Raw genomic sequence first — 19172 nt, 5'->3', positions numbered from 1 at the left:
TCGTCCGGGCCTGGGTAAGCTCGGCCGAATGGATCGGCGCATACCTGTTCTGGTGGTCGCGGGATTTCTGGGAGCCGGTAAGACCACGCTGCTGAACCATCTGCTGCGGCGACGCGAGGCCCGGATCGGTGTCGTGGTCAACGATTTCGGTGCGGTGAATATCGACGCCATGCTGGTCGCGGGCCAGGTGGACGCCATGGTCTCGCTGGGCAACGGCTGTGTGTGCTGTGCGGTGGACGTCACCGAACTCGACGAGATGTTCGCCCGGCTGGCCGAGCCGCGCCACGGCATCGACGTGATCGTGGTGGAGGCCAGCGGCCTCGCCGAACCTCGCAACCTGATCCGCATGGTCATCGGCAGCGACAATCCGCGCATTCGCTACGGCGGATTGATCGAGGTCGTGGACGCCGAGCATTTCGACGACAGCCGCGCCCGCCATCCCGAACTGGCCGCGCATCTGCGCCTGGCGGACCTGATCGTGCTGAACAAGGCCGACCGGGTACCGGCCGCACGGCTGGACGGACTGCGCGCGGAAATCGAGGGAATCGCCGCAGGAGTGCCGGTCTATGCCACCGCGCACGGCCGCATCGATCCGCCGCTGCTGTTCGACGTTCCCGAACGCGGCGACGCGACGATCGCCCGGCAGTTGTCGTTCGACGAACTGCTCGACGATCACGACCACGACGCGCCCGGTCACCGCCATCTGCACGACGGCTACGACAGCGTATCGTTCACCACCGCAACCGATCTCGACCCGCGCCGCCTGGTCGGATTCCTGGAGGATCCGCCGTCGGGCCTGTTCCGCGCCAAGGGCGCCACCGCTTTCGGCGTGCGCGGTGAGAACCGGAAGTTCCTGCTGCACATGGTCGGTCGGCATGTGGTCTTCGAGCCGGCCGCGTGGTCGCGCGGCGAAACCCGCGAAACCCGGCTGGTACTCATCGGAGCCGGTCTGGATGCGGGCTCCGCGACGGCCCGCCTGCACGCCACCGCCCACACCGGACCCGAACCGCTGGACGAACAGGCATTGCTGCCGGTGTGGCGATACGTGCCGAGGGACGACTCGGATCAGAGCGCGTGAATGTCGGGCGCCATCTCGATGAGGCGTTGCAGGCGCGGCGGCGTCCACGGCCCGTCCGGTCCGAGAATCGCGTGGTCTATGCCCGTGGCGGCCAAGGTTTCCAGGTGATCGAGCACCGGTCCGCGGCCCGAGTCGATATCCAGGGCGGTGGTGACGGTCTTCTCGATCGTGGAATAGTCGCGGCCGATCTCGTCGCACTGCCGCCGCAGCACCGCGAGTTTGTGCGCGAGGTTGTCGGCGTAGCCGCTACCGGGAAGGTCGATACTCGATGCGTCGGCCGCTTGCGCGAGTTCCGTGACCGCCGAACCGATTTCGCTGTTCGGGACGGGCCAGGAGAAGTCGGTGAGTGCGATGCCGGTTTTCACGTATCTCTCGTGCAAAGTTATTAGCCGGACAACGACTATAACGTGAGTCGGCTAACGAATACAATCCCTCTACGCTGAACACACCATGACCGACGACGACTTCCAGACCGCGTTCTGGTCCACCAAACATGCCCTCGCGGTGGCGGCAGCGGCAGCCTACGCCCGGCACGGTGTGTACGAGGGCCAGCAGTTCATCCTGCGACAACTCTGGCAGGAGGACGGTCTGACGCCCGGTCAGGTGGCCAGACGACTCGGCCTGGCGACGCCCACCGTCACCCGGGCTACCACCCGCATGGAAGCGGCCGGACTGGTCCGGCGCGAACCGCATCCGACCGACCGCCGACTGGTCCGCCTGCACCTGACCGCACGCGGGCGGGATCTGGAGCGCGAGATCGAAGCCGAGAGCGCGCGGCTGACCGAACGCGCGCTGACCTCGTTCAGCGCGGCCGAACGCGCCGCACTCTTCCGGGCGCTGCGCCGCATCGAGGCGAATCTCACCGAGTCCGCACCGGCGGCCGAGGCGAATCCCGGCTCCGAACCACGCTGACGCCGCGGCCTAGCCGCAGGCGTTGACCCACTCGGACATGCCGTCGGTGAACAGTTGGCGCTTCCAGATCGGGACCTCGTGCTTGATGCGGTCCACCAATTCCGCGCAGGTCTCGAAGGCCTCGCGGCGGTGCGGAGCGGCGACGGCCACCGTGATCGCCAGATCGCCGACGGTCAGCGCACCCACCCGGTGAACCGCGGCGACGGGTAGGCCGGCGGACTTCCCGACCTCGGCGCACACCCGGGTCAAGAACTTCTCCGCCTCGGGGTGAGCCGAATACTCGAGGACCGAAACCGCCTGTCCGCCATCGTGATTGCGGACCTTGCCGGTGAAGACGACGACGGCGCCGTGTTCGGGGCCGCTGACCGCGCGCTCGACCTCCTCGGGCCGCAACGGCTGATCGCTGATGCGGGTGAGCGGCGTGTACTCACTCATGGCGGCCTCCTCCGGCGACCTGGGCCAGCAGATGATCCAGCAACGGTTCCAGGACCGCGATCCCGTCGCGGACCCCGCCCGGCGAACCGGGCAGATTAACGACCACCGTAGGGCCGGACAGGCCGGCGACGCCACGGCTCAAGGCCGCCAACGGAAATGCGGCCGTACCGCGCCGGCGAATCGACTCGGCGACGCCCGGCAACTCCCGATCCAGCACCGCCAGCGTCGCTTCCGGAGTGGCATCGGAGGGCGAGGCGCCGGTGCCGCCGGTGGTAATCACCAGTCCCGGCGTGCCGTCGAGTGCGTCGCGCAGACCGGTCGCGATATCGGCATCGGCGTAGACCAGCGGTCCGCGCACCGAAAAGCCCAGCCCCGCAAGCCAGTTCGCCAGCACCGGCCCGGTCTTGTCGACCCGGGTGCCGGCCGCGACGCCGGTCGAGGCGACGACTACGACCGCGGTCCGGGAGCCCTCGCCGGAGTGCGTCGCGCCGTGCACCGCATCGCCGTCCGCCGTGGACGCCGCTGCCTGCGGTTGCGGAGAAGTGCCGGCCGAGCGGCGGTCGGATGCGTGATCGGTGTGTGTGCCGTCGCCCGGACTGTCGCCGCACTTCCGGCGCGTGAGCGTGTCGCGATTCGGTGCGGATGAAACTGGCGAATCGGCCGATACCGCAGCATCGTCGGACGCGGCAATATCCGCACGCTCCCAATGGCCGTGCTTACCACCGTCTTTCGTCAACAGACGCACACCGTCCAGGACGGCCGCCGGATCCACCGCCTTCACCATGTCGTGCAGCGTGAGGCCGGCGATCGCGACCGCGGTGAGCGCTTCCATCTCGACACCGGTGGGGCCCTTCGTCTTCGCTCGCGCTTCGATGGTGATGGCGGCCTCGGCGAACCCGAAGCGCACATCCACCGACGACAGCGCCAGCTGATGGCACAGTGGAATCAGCTCCGAGGTCTTCTTCGCCCCCGAAATGCCGGCGATGCGAGCCGTCGGCAGTACATCGGCCTTCGGCAGGTCGTCCGCGCGTACCAGCGCCACCACCTCGGGGGTAGTCCGCAGCAGGCCGGCCGCGACCGCCACCCGTGTCGTCTCGGCCTTGGCACTCACATCGACCATGCGCGCTCGGCCTTCCGCGTCGACATGCGACAAGGTGCCGCCATCGCCTTTCGGCGCGGCGCCGGATTCGGCGTGGGACAGTTCCTTCACAGTTCACGCACCCTCACCAGCGAGCCGGCCGCCACCGTCGTGACCTCGGCCGGAATTTCGATCAGAACATCGGCCTGCGCCATCGCCGCCACGAGATGTGACCCGGGACCCGACACCGAACGGACCCCCGCGCCTTCGCGCCGGCCCCGCAGGAACTGCCGCCGACCCGCGGGGGACCGCACCGGATCCAGCAGCGCCACCTCGTAATTCGGCACGGGGGCCAACCCGCTCAGCTCCCGCAGGATCGGCCGGGCGAACACCTCGAACGACACCATCGTGCTCACCGGATTACCCGGGAAGCTCAGCACCGGAATCCCGTCGACCACGCTGATGCCCTGTGGGCCGCCGGGCTGCACGGCCACCGAACCGAACTCGCCGCCGACCTCGGCCAGCACCTCCTTGACCACTTCGAAATCGCCCTGCGACACCCCACCCGAAGTGAACACCACATCCGCGGCCGCCGTCGCGACCGACAACTTGCGGCGGAACTCGCCCGGATGGTCGCGGCTGTGCGAAACATCCACCACATCGATCCCGTTGGCGCCCAACGCAGCAGCCAGCGCGATGCCGTTCGAGTTGTAGATCTGACCCGGGCGCAACGCGACACCGGCCGACACCAGCTCGTCGCCGGTCGTCAGAACCGCCGCCCGGATCCGCCGCGCCACCGTCACCGAGCTGATGCCCACCGCCGCCAGCGCCGCGATCCGATGCGGCGACAACAACGACCCGGCCGCCACCAGCAGCTCACCGCGTCGAATGTCGGTTCCCGCCTCCCGCACGAAATCGCCTGCGTTGCGGCCGCGTTCGATCGACACCCCGCCGTCGACGGCACGGGTGTCCTCCACCGGCACCACACAATCGGCGCCCGGCGGAATCGGCGCGCCCGTCATCACCTTGATCGCCGCCCCGTCCGGCAACCGCTCCCGGCCACTCTGACCAGCGGCCACGACACCGGCCACCGGCAGCGTCACGGGCGTGACCGCGACCGACTCCGCCCGGACCGCGTATCCGTCCATCCCCGAATTGCGGAACACCGGCAGATCCAGCGGCGACCGCACCTCCTCGGCCAGCATCCGGCCCCGCGCCCCGTGCAACGCCAACTGCTCCACCTGCCGCATTGCCAGCGGTCGCAGCAGCTGTTCGATCCGCTCCCGATGATCCTCGACGGACCGAGCCGCAGTCTTGGCAGGCTGACTCATAGACGTCAGCCTAGCTGTGTCTTTGGCCTGCGCTTCGCTCCGGCGGGGTCTCGGGGGCGGTGCTCGGCTACCTCACAGGTCGTGAGTTGCGGGACGTGAGGTGGGGGCGGCCCGCATAATGGAGGAGTGACCGTCGTTCTCATGGGGATTCCCGCCGTCCGGGGCGGGCGGCCCTCGCTGGACGGACGGCCCGATACGGACCTGCTGGTCGACAAATTCGGGCGCACGGCCCGGGATCTGCGGGTGTCGATCACCGAGAAGTGCTCGTTGCGTTGCACCTACTGCATGCCGGAGGAGGGGTTGCCGGCCATCCCCGCGGACGAATTGCTCTCGGCCGCGGAGATCGTGCGGTTGGTGGAACTCGCGGTCCGGCGCCTCGGTATCCGCGAGGTGCGATTCACCGGCGGCGAGCCGCTGATGCGGCGCGATCTCGAGCAGATCGTCGCCGGATGCCATGCCGCCGTTCCCGACACGCCGCTGGCGATGACCAGTAACGGCATCGGACTGGAACATCGCGCTCGCGGGCTGGCGGCCGCGGGGCTCGGCCGGGTGAACGTCTCCCTCGATACGGTCGACCCCGCCGGATTCGCCCGGCTCACCCGCCGGGACCGGCTCGGCTCGGTGCTGACCGGCATCCGCGCCGCCCATGCGGCCGGTCTCTACCCGGTCAAGGTGAACGCCGTGCTGATGCGTGAAACCCTCTCCGGTGCGGTCGATCTGCTGCGGTGGTGCCTGAACGAGGGATGCGAACTGCGGTTCATCGAGGAGATGCCGCTCGATGCCGATCACGAATGGGCACGGACCAATATGGTCACCGCGGCCGAATTGCTCGACGTTCTCGGCGCGGCCTTCACCCTCACCGAGACCGGGCGTGCCGACCCTTGCGCCCCGGCGGAGACCTGGCAGGTGAACGGCGGTCCGGCCACGATCGGCATCATCGCCTCGGTCACCCGCCAATTCTGCGGCGACTGCGACCGCACCCGCCTGACCGCCGACGGCATGGTCCGGTCCTGCCTGTTCAGCGACCAGGAATACGATCTGCGCTCCCTGCTGCGCGCCGGCGCGAGCGACGACGAACTGGCACAGCTGTGGCGCGGCGCGATGTGGAACAAATGGGCCGGGCACGGCATCGACGCCGCCGATTTCGTCCCCCCGGAACGCACGATGGGAGCCATCGGTGGTTGAGGTCAGATATTTCGCCGCGATCGCCGACGCGGTCGGCAAATCAAGCGAACATCTCGACCTGCCCGATGCGGCAACGGTCGGTGACCTGCGCACCGCGTTGCGCGCGGCCTACGGCGCGGATTTGGACCCGATGCTGAAGGTCTGCGCCTATCTGGTAGGCGAGGAACTCACCCGCGACGGCAGCACCCGCCTCACCGCCCGCGTCGACGTACTGCCGCCGTTCGCGGGCGGCTGATCAGCGCCCCGTTCTCTCGTGCGGTGGACTCCCCAGCGGTGGACGCTGCCCTCAGTTCTTCCACCAGGAGTCGAGCGGCGACACCGGCACCGTCCGCTTGTGCCGGGTATTGCAGTAGATCGTCTCGATGCGCTCGGCCACCTCCGGCGCGACGGTCTTGCCCTCGAGGTAATCGTCGATCTGGGCGTACCTCAGACCGAGCGCCTCCTCGTCCGGCAGTGCCGGGCGATCGTCTTCGAGGTCGGCGGTGGGCACCTTCTCCCACAGGCTCGGCGGAGCGCCCAATTCTTGCAGCAATGCCGCGCCCTGGCGCTTGGTCAGTCCGGTCAGGGGAGTGATGTCGACCCCGCCGTCACCGTGCTTGGTGAAGAACCCGGTGACCGCCTCCGCCGCGTGGTCGGTGCCGACGACCACCATATTCAACTGCCCCGCGATCGCGTACTGGATGATCATCCGTTCGCGCGCTTTGATGTTGCCGCGGACGAAATCACGCAGCTCGGTCTCATGTCCGAGCAGTTCGCGCACGCCCTCGGCGGTCGCGGCCGCCACCGCGTCGGCGCCGGGCTTCACGTTGACCTCGACCACATGGTCCGGGCCGATGAAATCCAGCGCCCGCCGCGCGTCGTCGGCATCGGCTTGCGCGCCGTAGGGAAGCCGGACCGCGACGAATGTCGCCTCCTGTCCCCGGGCTCGCAACTCGTCCACGGCCAGCTGGCACAGTTTGCCGGTGAGCGAACTGTCCTGACCACCGCTGATGCCGAGAACGAAACCCGTTGCCGGCGTGGAACTCAGATAGTCGGCCAGGAATTCGATGCGGCGCCGCACCTCGACTTTCGGCTCGATGTCGGCCGCGACACCCAATTCGGCGATGATCTGTTCGCGCAGGTTCCCCATGCGGCCACTCTACTGGGCGGGTGCCACCAGTGCGCGCACCACGTTTTCCCAGTGGTCGGCGATCTGTTCGGGCCGATAACCGAGGACCCGCAGCTGATGCAGCACCAGGCCGGCATCGAGGATCGCCAGCAGCGTATCCGCCGTCAGCGCGATATCGCCGCTCACGTCGAGCTGCCGAAGCAGCAGCGACACATGGGTTTTCGAGATGTTGTACGGCGCGCTGGCGTAGCGGCCGGATTCGTCGGCGGCGCGGCGCATTTCGCCCTCCACCTCGATCCCGGCCAAACGGGCGCGCCCGTAGGCGATCAGCCGCTGCAGCGGCGGGGCGCCCGGGCCCAGCGGCGGTGGCCCGAACATGAACGCCGCCTGCAATTTCTGCTCGGATTGGTCGAGCAGCGCCAGCATGAGACCGGCCCGGTTGCCGAACCTGCGGAATACGGTGCCCTTACCGACGCCCGCGCGTTTGGCGACCGCGTCCATCGTGACGCCGTCGGCGCCGAATTCGCGGACCAGTTCCTCGGCGGCGTCGAGCAGTAGCTGCCGGTTCCGTACGGCATCGCTGCGCTCGGAGTGTTCGGCTACCGGCAGCGCGGTGATGAGCGCGGTCGGCGGGAGGTCGACGGCCACGGCCTCGAGTGGCAGCGCGCCGGGACGCAGCGCGGCGGCGAAGGCCGGATCCGTGGCGCCCGGATCGGACGAATGGGACGAATTCGACGGCGTCGAATCCGGAGTGTCGCAGTTCACAGTCGTTTACCCCATGACCCGGGAATGAAAGCGGACCGTAGTCCGGTTATCGTGTCGTGACAGCGGACGCCACCGCCGCCCCATCGCACAAGGAGTGATCATGTCACAGACTCGCATCCTGGCTCTCGTCGGCAGCTTGCGCGCCGGTTCGATCAACCGGCAGCTGGCCGAGGCTGCCGCCCAGACCGCACCGGAAGGTGTCGAGGTCGATATCTACGACGGTCTCGGAAATGTTCCTTTCTACAACGAGGACATCGACGTACCGGGTCAGGTGCCCGCGCCGGCGCAGGCGCTGCGTGACGCCATCGTCGCCGCCGACGCCCTGGTGCTGTTCGTTCCCGAATACAACGGCACCATCCCGGCCGTGCTCAAGAATGCGATCGACTGGGCCTCGCGGCCCTACGGCGCCAGTTCGATCAAGGGTAAGCCGGTCGCCGTGATCAGCGCCTCGGTCAGCCAGAACGCCGCGAAGTGGGCGCACGGCGACACGGTGAAGGTCGTCGGTGTAGCCGGCGGCACCGTCGTGGAGAGCGCGCACCTGCACTTCGGCACCATCGGCCAGCGCTTCGGCGAGGCGCATCCGCGCGACGACGCCGAGGCTGTGACCCAGCTCGCCGCCGCGATCACCGAACTGGTCGCCGCGCGGGAATCGGTCAACGCCTGAGTGTGAGACGGTAATCGGCTCGAGCCGTTGCGAGGGGCCGCACCCGATGGTGCGGCCCCTCGGTGGTGTTGGGGGTGGGGCGGTCGTCGGCCGAGGGGGTGGCGACGTGACCGGCGTCCTAACGCTCCCGCCGCACACCTCTGTAGGATATGAAAACCATTTTCGATAGGAGCCCGTCATGAAGGTGCGGAATTCACTGCGCTCGCTGAAGGACAAGCCGGGCGCGCAGGTGGTGCGACGCCGCGGCAAGACCTATGTGATCAACAAGAAGGAGCCGCGGTTCAAGGCCCGCCAGGGCTGACCCGGCCCGGCTGTGACACGCCGGAGCAGTGGCCGAATGCCGCGCCCGTTCCCTCGGAACGGGCGCGGCATTCGATCGTTTCCGGTGTGCCGGAGCGGGCCTGTTGAGATCCGTGTGACCGATGTGACCAGAGGTGGTATTGGGTTTGCTGGGAGAGAGCTGCGACACGAAATCGTGATCTGTGCCACTGTCGTGTCGGGTTGCGAATCGACTGTCCTGGTACTTACGGCCGTCGAATTTCATCTTTGTGGTTCGCAACATGTCGTGTCGGATGAATCTGTCGGCCACTAGGTGTAGTGTCTACCGCACTGGAAGGGGAGTCGGATTCCGATCCGATCACAGCAGTGTGACCGCCCCTGCTGCTCCCTCTTCCAGGGGTTTGCGCAGTACCGGATGGATCGTGCTCAGTACGGATGCTCACAGCAGATGGCGTACCGATTCAAGGCTGCATCGGATAAGGCAAGGAGAGAGGGTCACCCATGAGTATCACGGTCTACACCAAGCCCGCTTGTGTCCAGTGCAACGCCACCTACCGCGCGCTCGACAAGGCCGGTGTGGAGTACGAGGTCGTCGATATCTCCGAGAACCCCGAGGCCCGCGACTATGTGATGGCGCTGGGATATCTGCAGGCCCCCGTCGTCGTGGCCGGCGACGAGCACTGGTCCGGTTTCCGTCCGGACCGCATCAAGTCCCTGGTGACCGCCGCGGCCTGACCCGCTCCGGTCACCGTTCGTCCGACGAGCAGAGTAAGGGGGAGTGGGATGGCTGGGTTGTCCGGGGAAGGAACCCGATCGACGCCCGCTCTGGTCTACTTCTCGAGCGCGTCGGAGAACACGCACCGCTTCGTCGAACGGCTGGGTTTGCCGGCCGTTCGCATTCCGCTCCACACCGCCGATTCGCTGCGCGTCGATACGCCCTATGTGCTGATCTGCCCCACCTACGGTGGCGGCCGTCACGTGTTCGACGCGCAGCGCGGCGACGGGGCAGCCGGTCGTTCGGACAAGGAATTCGTCCCCAGGCAGGTGGCGAAATTCCTCAACGATCCGCATAATCGTGCGCTGTTGCGCGGGGTGATCGCGGCCGGCAACACGAACTTCGGCGATACGTATTGCTATGCGGGAGAGGTCATCTCGCGCAAATGCGGGGTGCCGTACCTGTATCGCTTCGAACTGATGGGAACCGCCGAGGACGTCGAGCGCGTCCGAGAGGGATTGGGATTGTTTTGGCAACGACAACAGCACCGGCCGGAAAGACGGCCCGCCTAGAGCGCCCGGTCAGCACCGAGACCTCGACCGAGGGCCTGGACTACCACGCGCTCAACGCGATGCTGAATTTGTACGGACCCAACGGTGAGATCCAGTTCGACAAGGATGTCGCCGCCGCCCGGCAGTACTTCCTGCAGCATGTCAACCAGAACACCGTCTTCTTCCACAACCTCGACGAGAAGCTCGACTACCTCGTGGAGGAGAACTACTACGAGCCCGAGGTTCTCGACCAGTACAGCCGCGCGTTCGTCAAGAAGCTGTTCCAGCAGGCCTACGCCAAGAAGTTCCGGTTCCCCACCTTCCTCGGCGCGTTCAAGTACTACACCTCCTACACGCTCAAGACCTTCGACGGGAAGCGCTATCTGGAGCGGTTCGAGGACCGCGTCTGCATGGTCGCGCTGACCCTGGCCGCGGGCGACGAGCTCCTCGCCCAGCAGCTGGTCGAGGAGATCATCGACGGCCGCTTCCAGCCGGCCACCCCAACGTTCCTGAACTCGGGCAAGAAGCAGCGCGGCGAGCCGGTGAGCTGCTTCCTCCTTCGCATAGAGGACAACATGGAGTCCATCGGGCGCTCCATCAACTCCGCGCTGCAGCTGTCCAAGCGCGGCGGCGGAGTCGCGTTGCTGCTGAGCAACATTCGCGAACACGGCGCGCCGATCAAGAAGATCGAGAACCAGTCCTCCGGCGTCATCCCCATCATGAAGCTGCTCGAGGACTCCTTCTCCTATGCCAATCAGCTCGGCGCGCGTCAGGGCGCGGGCGCGGTGTACCTGCACGCGCACCACCCCGACATCTACCGCTTCCTCGACACCAAGCGGGAGAACGCGGACGAGAAGATCCGCATCAAGACGCTCTCGCTGGGTGTGGTGATCCCCGATATCACCTTCGAGCTGGCGAAGAAGAACGAGGACATGTACCTGTTCTCGCCCTACGACGTCGAGCGGATCTACGGCGTGCCGTTCGCCGACATCAACGTCACCGAGAAGTACTACGAGATGGTCGACGACAAGCGCATCCGCAAGTCGAAGATCAACGCCCGCGAGTTCTTCCAGACCATCGCCGAGCTGCAGTTCGAATCCGGTTATCCCTACATCATGTTCGAGGACACGGTAAACCGGGCCAACCCGATCAAGGGCAAGATCACCCACTCCAACCTGTGCTCGGAGATTCTGCAGGTCTCCACGCCGTCGGTGTTCAACGACGACCTGTCCTACGCCGAGGTCGGCAAGGATATCTCCTGCAACCTGGGCTCGCTCAATATCGCCAAGGCCATGGACTCACCGGATTTCGGGCAGACCATCGAGGTCGCGATCCGGGCGCTGACCGCGGTCTCGGATCAGACCCACATCTATTCGGTGCCCTCGATCGAACAGGGCAACAACGAATCCCACGCCATCGGCCTGGGCCAGATGAACCTGCACGGGTATCTCGCGCGCGAGCGGGTTCACTACGGATCCGAAGAAGGTGTGGACTTCACCAACATCTACTTCTATACCGTCGCCTATCATGCGGTGCGGGCCTCCAACAAGCTCGCCATCGAGCGCGGCGCGGCCTTCGGCGGCTTCCCGGAATCCAAGTACGCCAGCGGCGAATACTTCGACAAGTACACCGAACAGGCATGGGAGCCGAAGACCGACCGTGTGCGGGAGATCTTCGCCAAAGCGGGCGTGCGCATCCCGACCCAGGAGGACTGGCGCGAACTGAAGGCCTCGGTCATGGAGCACGGCATCTACAACCAGAACCTGCAGGCGGTGCCGCCGACCGGGTCGATCTCCTACATCAACCACTCCACCAGCTCGATTCACCCGGTGGCGTCGAAGATCGAGATCCGCAAGGAAGGCAAGATCGGCCGCGTCTACTACCCGGCCCCCTACCTGACCAACGACAATCTCGAATACTTCGCCGACGCCTACGACATCGGCTACGAGAAGATCATCGACACCTACGCCGCTGCCACCCAGCACGTGGACCAGGGCCTGTCGCTCACGCTGTTCTTCAAGGACAGCGCCACCACCCGTGATGTCAACAAGGCCCAGATCTACGCTTGGCGCAAGGGAATCAAGACCCTGTACTACATCCGCATCCGCCAAATGGCTTTGGAGGGAACCGAAGTCGAGGGCTGCGTCAGCTGCATGCTGTAGCAGTGCTGTGCCACGGGCGCCCCGGCTCCGACCGGGGCGCCCGTTCGCACGTCGGGCCCGGTTCCGTTCGGCTCGTGGTTGGACGTGCGGAGGAGTAGCATGCAGGCGGGCGTTGTGCGTCCCCGCGTCGACCCGGCAATGGTGCAGGTCACAGTGGTGCCGATCGGCATCGGACGCGAAATTCTCTGACGGTGAAGTGCTGGCGACGAGGAGGTGGGTGGCTGTGCGTAGCGAACCCCCGAGTCGAAGGCCGCGCGGCGCCGTCCTCCTGTTCTGCCGGTAGAGCTTTCGGTGGCGAGGTCGGTGCCTCGCGGTGTGATCCGTGATCCCGTACCCACTCGCAGTATGCCGAGGTTCTGTCATGTCGACCGATCTGTTCTTTGCCGCGCCCGCACGCCCCGATGTCCCGGATGAGGGTCGTCCGGCCACCCGTATGGAGTCCGGGCTGGACAACGCCGGAGCAGAGGCTACCGGCGAGAAACTCACCATCGAAACGGGCGTTCACGAAACGAGCGCTGCCGACGCGGGCGGATACGACGCTGCCGTCACCGATTCGAGCGCCGTCGCGGCAGTCCGCAGTGCCGGCGCCGCGGAAACCGCTGTCCCCGAACAGCATCCGGACCACGATTCGCTCCGCGACCTCATCGACGACCGCCGGGTCGACGCCGCGCTGAATTGGCTGGACGACCACGCCCCGCACCGGATCGCCGACGAACTCGCACGCATGGACGCCGTGCACGCCGGCATCGCGTTCCGGCTGCTGGACAAGGACCGCGCGCTGGCGGTGTTCGAGGAGCTCGAGCCGGTCGACCAGCAGCAGATCCTTTCCGGGATGCGTGATCAGAGCTTCCGGGAACTGGTAGAAGGGATGGACCCCGACGACCGCGCCCGGATGCTGCGCGAGGCCCCCGCGACTGTCGCCAAGAAGGTGCTGGCCGGGCTGAGCCCGCGCGAACGGCGGATGACCGCGGCGCTGCTCGGCTATCCCGAGGGGTCGGTCGGTCGCTACATGACCCCCGAAGTCGTTGCGCTGCATCGTGATCTGACCGTCGAGCAAGCGCTGCGCGTGGTTCGTGCCAAGGGTGCGCACGCGGAGACCGTCTATACGCTGCCCGTGGTGGACGGCGGTCGCCGGCTCACCGGCGTGGTCGAGATGCGTGAACTGGTTCTCAGCGATCCGGAGACGATGCTGACCGAACTCGTCGTCACCGCACCGGTTTTCGCCCGCGCGACCGATGCAGCGGAGAGGGCCGCGCGGCTTATGCGCGAGACCAACCTGATCAACCTGCCGGTCGTCGACAGTGAGGACCGGCTGGTCGGACTGTTGACCATCGATGACGCGGTCGAGGTCATCGAGGCCGCCGACAGTGAGGATGTGGCGCGGCAGGCCGGCGCCAGCCCGTGGTCCGGGCACTACATGGCCGCCGGTGTGTTCCAGCTGGCCCGCTACCGCGCGATGTGGTTGCTGTTGCTGCTGGTCGCGGCCACCCTGACGGTCACGGTGACCGACGCGTTCGAGGCGACGCTGGCCCAAGCCGCGCATCTGGCGCTGTTCATTCCACTGCTGATCGGCGCGGGCGGCAATGCCGGTGCGCAGGCGGCGACCTCGTGTGTGCGGGCGTTGGCCGTCGGCGAGGTGCGGGTGTCGGATCTGCTGAAGGTCATCTGGCGCGAGTGCCGGGTCGGACTGGTACTGGGGTCGATGCTCGCGGTGGTCGGCATGGCGATCGGCGCGGCATTCGTCGGCGCGCAGATCGCGCTGGTCGTCGGCATCACCCTGGTGATCATCTGTGGCTGGGCCGCGACCATCGGCGGCACGATGCCGTTGCTGGCCAAGAAATTGCGCATCGACCCGGCGGTGATCTCCGCGCCGATGGTGACGACGCTGGTCGACGCGACCGGCCTGATCATCTACTTCACGACCGCGAAGCTTGTGCTGGGGATCTGAGTCGGCCCGCCGGCGACGCGCGGTCCGCTGTTCCCGACAGCCGTCCACGGCGGCGCAGACCCATTGCAATCGGCGCGGTCGCTCGAGCGATTCCGGAGGAATCGGACCGGGAGGGAAATGCGAAACCTTGCCGGCGGCAACACCTTACAGTCCGTCGCCCTCGGCTCGCCGAGATTGGCGGCGAACAGGTATCAGATGGCTTTCTATCGGTGGCAAGCCACACCGCGAGCCGGTGAGACTGTCTCCACGCGGAGTGGTCTTCGAGGCAGCGTGCCTCGATGCCGCAGCTGGAGAGAAGGTAAAGCACATGGCGACATACGTTTTGGTGCCGGGCGGGTGGAAGGGTTCCTGGTCGTTCGAGGCGGTGGTTCCGTTACTGGAGCGCGCAGGTCATACCGTCCACGCCCTGACTCTGACCGGTCTGCGGCCGGACGACGACACTGCGACGGTCGCGACGGCCAACCTCGACACTCACGCCGGCGACGTGGTGCGGCTCCTCGACCGCGCCCACCTCACCGACGTGACGCTGGTCGGTCACAGTTACGGCGGGATGGTGATCGCCGCTGCGGCCGACCGCGCCGGCGGCCGGGTTTCCCGCCTGGTGCATCTCGACGCGTACGTCCCACGCGCCGGCGAATCGTGCTGGTCCGCCACGAACGAGCACTTCCGGCGCGTGTTCGCCGCCGGCGCCGCGAGCACCGGCTACGCCGTGTGCCCGCCGGGCGACGGGGACCCCCGCCGCCGGCTCCACCCCCTCGCGTCCTTCATGCAAACGATCCGGCTCACCGGCGCATTCGAGCGGGTCCCTCGCCGGGAGTTCGTCTACTGCTCGGGATGGGAAGACCGCACCCCGTTCGCAGAACTGCGCACCCGCCTGCAAGCGGATCCCGGGTGGCAGGTCCACGATCTCCCCACCGGCCACGACGCCATGCGCGAGGCGCCCCAGGCTGTCGCCGGACTACTGCTCAGCGAGGGACGTGCGGGAACCGTCACGTCGGAAGACGCGAAACACAATCGAATCGTCCGAAGCTGATGGAGGCCGCCCGAGATGGCCGGACGTCGGTTGTCCGTCGAGGAATGCGACTCGCTCTGGCAGGCCTGGACGCCTGCCGACGTCGCCGAACGACTGTCGAGTACCCCGCCACACTGGTATGTCGCAGGAGGTTGGGCGCTGGATCTGTTCGTCGGCGGCCTCCACCGTGAGCACTCCGATCTCGAAATCGGAGTACCGAGAGGGCGATTCGCCGATATCGCGGCCGTCCTCCCCGGCTTCGAATGGGACGTCGTCGGCGACGGGCACGTCTGGCCGTATCCCGAGGAAGCCGACAACCAGCATCAGACATGGCTACGTGAACCGACGACCGGTCTGTATCGCCTCGACGTATTCCGCGAGCCGCACCGCGGCGACCGATGGGTCTGTCGCCGCGACCCCTCGATCACCCTGCGCGGTGACGAGCTGATTCTGCACACCGCCGATGGCATCCCCTACGTTGTTCCGGAGGTCGTACTCCTGTTCAAGGCGAAAGCCCGCCGAGCCAAGGACGAGGCGGACTTCCTGCAGGCGCTTCCCTTCTTGAACAGCGCACGGCGATCCCGGCTGTCCAGGTGGCTGTCGCGAGTACACCCTGGTCATCCCTGGCTGGAAACACTGTCGGACCACAGCCGTTGACAATCGCTCGCCGGCGTTGTCGCAAACTTTCGGCATCTTTGCCGCGATCGTCGTGGCGGCAGTAGCCTGTGCATCGCGCGGTGGTCATTGGTCGCACACTGCGATGTGGAACTTCCCACCCCCGAACGCATTTACCCAGGAGCCGGAAGACACAAGTTGTTGTGTTGTGTGTTGTGGGCCGCCCCCAGTAGTAGTGTCCAGGGTGAGGGATTCCCCCACAGTCCGGCGAGGTGAGAAGGGTGAGTGAGCGGGCGTGAAGCTGATCGATCGAGTGTCTGCGATCAACTGGAATCGGGTGCCCGACGAGAAGGATGCCGAGGTCTGGGACCGGCTCGTCGGCAACTTCTGGTTGCCGGAGAAGGTTCCGGTGTCCAACGACATTCCGTCGTGGAACACGCTGAACGCGCACGAGAAGCAGTTGACCATGCGCGTGTTCACGGGTCTGACCCTGCTGGACACCATTCAGGGCACGGTCGGCGCGGTGAGCCTGATTCCGGACGCGCGCACCCCGCACGAAGAGGCGGTGCTGACCAATATCGCGTTCATGGAGTCGGTGCACGCCAAGAGTTACAGTTCCATCTTCTCCACGCTGTGCTCGACCCGCGAGATCGATGACGCCTTCCGCTGGTCGGAGGAGAACCCGAATCTGCAGCGCAAGGCCGAGATCGTGCTCGAGTACTACCGGGGCGACGAGCCGCTCAAGCGCAAGGTGGCCTCCACGCTGTTGGAGAGCTTCCTGTTCTACTCCGGCTTCTACCTGCCGATGTACTGGTCCTCGCGCGCCAAGCTCACCAACACCGCCGACCTGATCCGCCTGATCATCCGCGACGAGGCCGTACACGGCTACTACATCGGCTACAAGTATCAGAAGGGCCTCGAGGACCTCACCCAGCCCGAGCGCGACGAGCTGAAAAACTACACCTTCGAGCTGCTGTTCGAGCTGTACGAGAACGAGGTCGAATACACCCAGGATCTCTACGACGAGGTCGGTCTCACCGAGGACGTCAAGAAGTTCCTGCGCTACAACGCCAACAAGGCCCTGATGAACCTCGGCTACGAGGGTCTGTTCCCGCGCGACGAGACCGACGTCAACCCGGCCATCCTGTCGGCGCTGTCCCCGAACGCAGACGAGAACCACGACTTCTTCTCCGGCTCCGGTTCCAGCTACGTCATCGGCAAGGCGGTCAACACCGAAGACGAGGACTGGGAGTTCTGAACCCGGCTCGACCGTGGATCTGCGCGGCCAGGGCGGTGTAATCGACGGCCCGGTCCGCGCCCACCTTCTCGATTCCGGCGCGGGCGAATTCCGTGTCTCGTGGTCCGAACCACCACGAATCGATGACGACCGAGGTGGGGCTGGTTCGCGCCAGCGACCACACCGCGTCCATCGCGACACCGCCCAGATCCGGCAGATCGGCGGGATCCTCGACGCAGGTCGCCAACGCCTCCTTGACCGCGTCTTTCGAGAGGAATCGGGCGCGCAAGAGCCGTGCCAGCGCCGGTCCGGCGGTTGATTTGCCCGGCGCCGGGAAGACCGTTCACCAATACGAGAAGTTCGCCCATCCGCCCCATCATGACGTGCCCGGAACGACGCGTGGCCCGGATGCGGTGGGGTGAGTGTCGATCGGGCCGACCGCCCGGTATTATTCGAATATGTGTTCGAGTGCTGGGGATGTGTCGTCGGCGGGGGCGGGCGATGGGTTCTCCGGCCGGGCGCCGAGGCGGCTTGCGGACGGTGTTCCGCGGACCGAGGGGACCGAACCGCAGCTGCGGTATCCGAACGAGACCGGCTATTACTACCGGGTGCTCGTGCAGCCGCCGAAACCGGTGTGGGTGCGGTTGGATGCGATTCTCATCCGGGATCCGGGCGCGCCCCGGCACGTCAATGGGGCGGGTCTGGATATGACGGGGGAGCGGCCGGGGACATTGACGCACTGGGTGCCCTCGTTCAGTGGCGAGTGGCTGGGCCGGGTGAATTTCTCGGTCTGTTATGCCGACGGGCGGACGCCGCTGCACCTGACCGACCAGTTGGTGCCCGCCTACGCATTGCGGCCGCGGGCGGCACGCGACGATCCGCGCCGTACTCCGACGAGCGGGCCGGCGAAACCGCCGGATGCCGACGAGTCGACGGGCCACGCGGACGGCCGGTGAACCGGGCCCCGAGCTGCGCTGAACCGATACGCCGCTCGCTCAGTCGGTGACGTACCCGTTCAGCGTCTTGCGCAGGTCGTCGAGGATCGCCCGCGCGGCGGTGAGCCCGGAACCGTGCCAGAGGTCGTCCTCGACGGCGAAATCGCGTTTGTCGGCGACGGCGCCGAGCTTTTTCCAGTCGTCGCCTTTCATCACTGATTCGCCGTGGCTCTGACCGTCGGGACCGTCGAACATCAGATAGATGATGTCGCCCTCGATCTTGTTGCGATCGCTTTCGGCGGCGAGGCTGTCCACCGTGAATGAGCGATCGCGCTGGGCGCCAGGACGCTGCACACCGGCGTCGGCGAGCACCTGTCCCGCGAACGTGTCGGTGCCCTGGACCTGAATGTCCTTGGGGGAGAATCGAATAACCGATGCTTGCGAGAAATTGGCCGCGATCGAGGCTCCGGTTTCACGTGCGTCCGTGCGGTAATCCGTGAGCGCCTTCGCGCCGGCCGAACCGCGGCCCAGGGCCTCTGTATAGGCGGTGAAATCGTCCTGCCAGCCGCGATGGTCGACCAGTACGGTCGGAGCGAGCCCGCGCAGGGCGGCGAGATCCCCGTCACCCGCGGCGCCCAGGATCAGATCCGGTTGCAGCGCGGAGATTTTCGCCGTGTCCACCGCTCCGGAGGTCCCCACGCTCGGAATCTTCAGCACGCCGGTGCCCAGATAGTTCGGTTGCGGCGCCCGGCCGGGCTGGGTGGTCGCGCCGACGACCCGCTCCCACAGGCCCACCGCGCAGACCGCGTCCAGCGCCGCGGTGTCCAGGACGACAATGCGTTTCGGATCCGCCGGCACCTGGGTGCCCGCCACCGTGTGGGTGCCCGACGCCTGGTCGGGGGCGCTGGGCAGGGCACAGGCGCGGGTGGTGTCGCGCTCGATGCCGACCACGCTCGCGCCGGCGATATTCGTGGTGGTCCGGACGATCGAACTCGATGCGTCGTCACCGCCGGCGCCGCACCCGGTGACCAGGGCGACCACCGCGCCGACGGCCGCGCCGCCGAGCGAGAGCCGGCGCGCACTGGTGCGCTTGCGGGTCTTGGGCTTTCGGGTGGAGGCGCGTTCGCTCACCGGCATGCAGCGTAGGGTACATGCGCCTGTG

General features: G+C 66.8%; 22 protein-coding genes. 14 read left to right on the top strand and 8 right to left on the bottom strand.

Annotation, left to right across the window (positions count from 1 at the left end; all coding sequences use genetic code 11):
• Positions 1-28: 28 nt before the first annotated feature.
• The gene (locus C5E41_RS21765) at positions 29-1078 is read left to right on the top strand and encodes a CobW family GTP-binding protein (protein WP_104377632.1); all 1050 of its coding nucleotides are present in this window, start codon (positions 29-31) and stop codon (positions 1076-1078) included.
• On the opposite strand, the gene C5E41_RS21760 is transcribed toward C5E41_RS21765, so the two are convergent.
• Positions 1066-1443 carry a hypothetical protein gene (locus C5E41_RS21760; protein WP_104377631.1) on the bottom strand — a complete coding sequence of 126 codons (378 nt, stop codon included), beginning with the start codon at positions 1441-1443 and terminating at the stop codon, positions 1066-1068. The genes C5E41_RS21765 and C5E41_RS21760 overlap by 13 nt on opposite strands.
• Positions 1444-1528: 85 nt before the next feature.
• Between C5E41_RS21760 and C5E41_RS21755 the strand changes: the two genes are divergently transcribed.
• Entirely contained in the window at positions 1529-1990 is a 462-nt protein-coding gene (locus C5E41_RS21755; protein ID WP_104377630.1) for a MarR family winged helix-turn-helix transcriptional regulator, read from the top strand.
• A gap of 9 nt (positions 1991-1999) precedes the next feature.
• On the opposite strand, the gene C5E41_RS21750 is transcribed toward C5E41_RS21755, so the two are convergent.
• From C5E41_RS21750 to C5E41_RS21740, 3 genes are all read right to left on the bottom strand, one after another.
• Positions 2000-2425: a molybdenum cofactor biosynthesis protein MoaE gene (locus C5E41_RS21750; RefSeq protein WP_104377629.1), complete on the bottom strand. Its 426-nt coding sequence runs from the start codon at positions 2423-2425 to the stop codon at positions 2000-2002.
• Positions 2418-3545, bottom strand: a complete 1128-nt coding sequence (moaCB, locus tag C5E41_RS21745) for a bifunctional molybdenum cofactor biosynthesis protein MoaC/MoaB (protein ID WP_104377682.1) — start codon at positions 3543-3545, stop codon at positions 2418-2420. Before moaCB ends, C5E41_RS21750 begins: the two co-directional genes overlap by 8 nt.
• 86 nt (positions 3546-3631) lie before the next feature.
• Positions 3632-4834 carry a molybdopterin molybdotransferase MoeA gene (locus C5E41_RS21740; protein WP_104377628.1) on the bottom strand — a complete coding sequence of 401 codons (1203 nt, stop codon included), beginning with the start codon at positions 4832-4834 and terminating at the stop codon, positions 3632-3634.
• Positions 4835-4960: 126 nt separating this feature from the next.
• On the opposite strand from C5E41_RS21740, the gene moaA reads away from it, so the two are divergent.
• Positions 4961-6019 (top strand): GTP 3',8-cyclase MoaA, encoded by a 1059-nt coding sequence (moaA, locus tag C5E41_RS21735; protein WP_104377627.1) that lies wholly within the window; start codon positions 4961-4963, stop codon positions 6017-6019.
• Positions 6012-6254: a MoaD/ThiS family protein gene (locus C5E41_RS21730; RefSeq protein WP_104377626.1), complete on the top strand. Its 243-nt coding sequence runs from the start codon at positions 6012-6014 to the stop codon at positions 6252-6254. The genes moaA and C5E41_RS21730 overlap by 8 nt, the downstream gene beginning before the upstream one ends.
• Positions 6255-6305: 51 nt before the next feature.
• On the opposite strand, the gene nadE is transcribed toward C5E41_RS21730, so the two are convergent.
• The gene (nadE, locus tag C5E41_RS21725) at positions 6306-7148 is read right to left on the bottom strand and encodes an ammonia-dependent NAD(+) synthetase (RefSeq protein ID WP_104377625.1); all 843 of its coding nucleotides are present in this window, start codon (positions 7146-7148) and stop codon (positions 6306-6308) included.
• Positions 7149-7157: 9 nt separating this feature from the next.
• On the bottom strand, positions 7158-7775 hold the full coding sequence (locus tag C5E41_RS21720) for a TetR/AcrR family transcriptional regulator (RefSeq protein ID WP_439956457.1): 618 nt from the start codon (positions 7773-7775) through the stop codon (positions 7158-7160).
• Between the two features lie 217 nt (positions 7776-7992).
• Here C5E41_RS21720 and C5E41_RS21715 point away from each other — a divergent pair, with 217 nt between their 5' ends.
• From C5E41_RS21715 to nrdF, 9 genes are all read left to right on the top strand, one after another.
• The gene (locus C5E41_RS21715; RefSeq protein ID WP_104377624.1) at positions 7993-8556 is read left to right on the top strand and encodes an NAD(P)H-dependent oxidoreductase; all 564 of its coding nucleotides are present in this window, start codon (positions 7993-7995) and stop codon (positions 8554-8556) included.
• Positions 8557-8734: 178 nt separating this feature from the next.
• Positions 8735-8857, top strand: coding sequence for a type B 50S ribosomal protein L36 (gene ykgO, locus C5E41_RS21710; RefSeq protein ID WP_036504093.1), 123 nt, complete (start codon positions 8735-8737; stop codon positions 8855-8857).
• A 479-nt stretch (positions 8858-9336) separates the two neighbouring features.
• Complete coding sequence (locus C5E41_RS21705; protein ID WP_030515663.1) at positions 9337-9570, top strand: redoxin NrdH; 234 nt, start codon at positions 9337-9339, stop codon at positions 9568-9570.
• Positions 9571-9618: 48 nt separating this feature from the next.
• Positions 9619-10122, top strand: coding sequence for a class Ib ribonucleoside-diphosphate reductase assembly flavoprotein NrdI (nrdI, locus tag C5E41_RS21700; RefSeq protein WP_104377623.1), 504 nt, complete (start codon positions 9619-9621; stop codon positions 10120-10122).
• A 59-nt stretch (positions 10123-10181) separates the two neighbouring features.
• The gene (gene nrdE / locus C5E41_RS21695; protein ID WP_258081160.1) at positions 10182-12263 is read left to right on the top strand and encodes a class 1b ribonucleoside-diphosphate reductase subunit alpha; all 2082 of its coding nucleotides are present in this window, start codon (positions 10182-10184) and stop codon (positions 12261-12263) included.
• Between the two features lie 361 nt (positions 12264-12624).
• Positions 12625-14211: a magnesium transporter gene (gene mgtE, locus C5E41_RS21690; protein WP_258081154.1), complete on the top strand. Its 1587-nt coding sequence runs from the start codon at positions 12625-12627 to the stop codon at positions 14209-14211.
• 307 nt (positions 14212-14518) lie between these two features.
• Positions 14519-15244: an alpha/beta fold hydrolase gene (locus C5E41_RS21685; RefSeq protein WP_104377622.1), complete on the top strand. Its 726-nt coding sequence runs from the start codon at positions 14519-14521 to the stop codon at positions 15242-15244.
• 15 nt (positions 15245-15259) lie between these two features.
• A complete protein-coding gene (locus C5E41_RS21680) occupies positions 15260-15880 on the top strand; it encodes a nucleotidyltransferase domain-containing protein (protein WP_104377621.1) in 621 nt (206 codons plus the stop codon).
• Between the two features lie 253 nt (positions 15881-16133).
• Positions 16134-17096 (top strand): class 1b ribonucleoside-diphosphate reductase subunit beta, encoded by a 963-nt coding sequence (gene nrdF / locus C5E41_RS21675; protein ID WP_030515669.1) that lies wholly within the window; start codon positions 16134-16136, stop codon positions 17094-17096.
• Here nrdF and C5E41_RS21670 read toward each other — a convergent pair.
• A complete protein-coding gene (locus tag C5E41_RS21670) occupies positions 17065-17364 on the bottom strand; it encodes a hypothetical protein (protein ID WP_104377620.1) in 300 nt (99 codons plus the stop codon). The genes nrdF and C5E41_RS21670 overlap by 32 nt on opposite strands.
• A 169-nt stretch (positions 17365-17533) precedes the next feature.
• Here C5E41_RS21670 and C5E41_RS34015 point away from each other — a divergent pair, with 169 nt between their 5' ends.
• Complete coding sequence (locus tag C5E41_RS34015; protein ID WP_181063353.1) at positions 17534-18031, top strand: hypothetical protein; 498 nt, start codon at positions 17534-17536, stop codon at positions 18029-18031.
• A 39-nt stretch (positions 18032-18070) separates the two neighbouring features.
• Here the strand turns inward: C5E41_RS34015 and C5E41_RS21660 are convergent, their stop codons facing one another.
• A complete protein-coding gene (locus C5E41_RS21660) occupies positions 18071-19147 on the bottom strand; it encodes an ABC transporter substrate-binding protein (RefSeq protein WP_104377619.1) in 1077 nt (358 codons plus the stop codon).
• Positions 19148-19172 lie beyond the last annotated feature (25 nt).

It is taken from the genome of Nocardia nova, assembly GCF_002933465.1.
GTDB classification, from domain to species: domain Bacteria; phylum Actinomycetota; class Actinomycetes; order Mycobacteriales; family Mycobacteriaceae; genus Nocardia; species Nocardia nova_B.
This window is presented reverse-complemented; position numbering and strand designations above follow the sequence as displayed.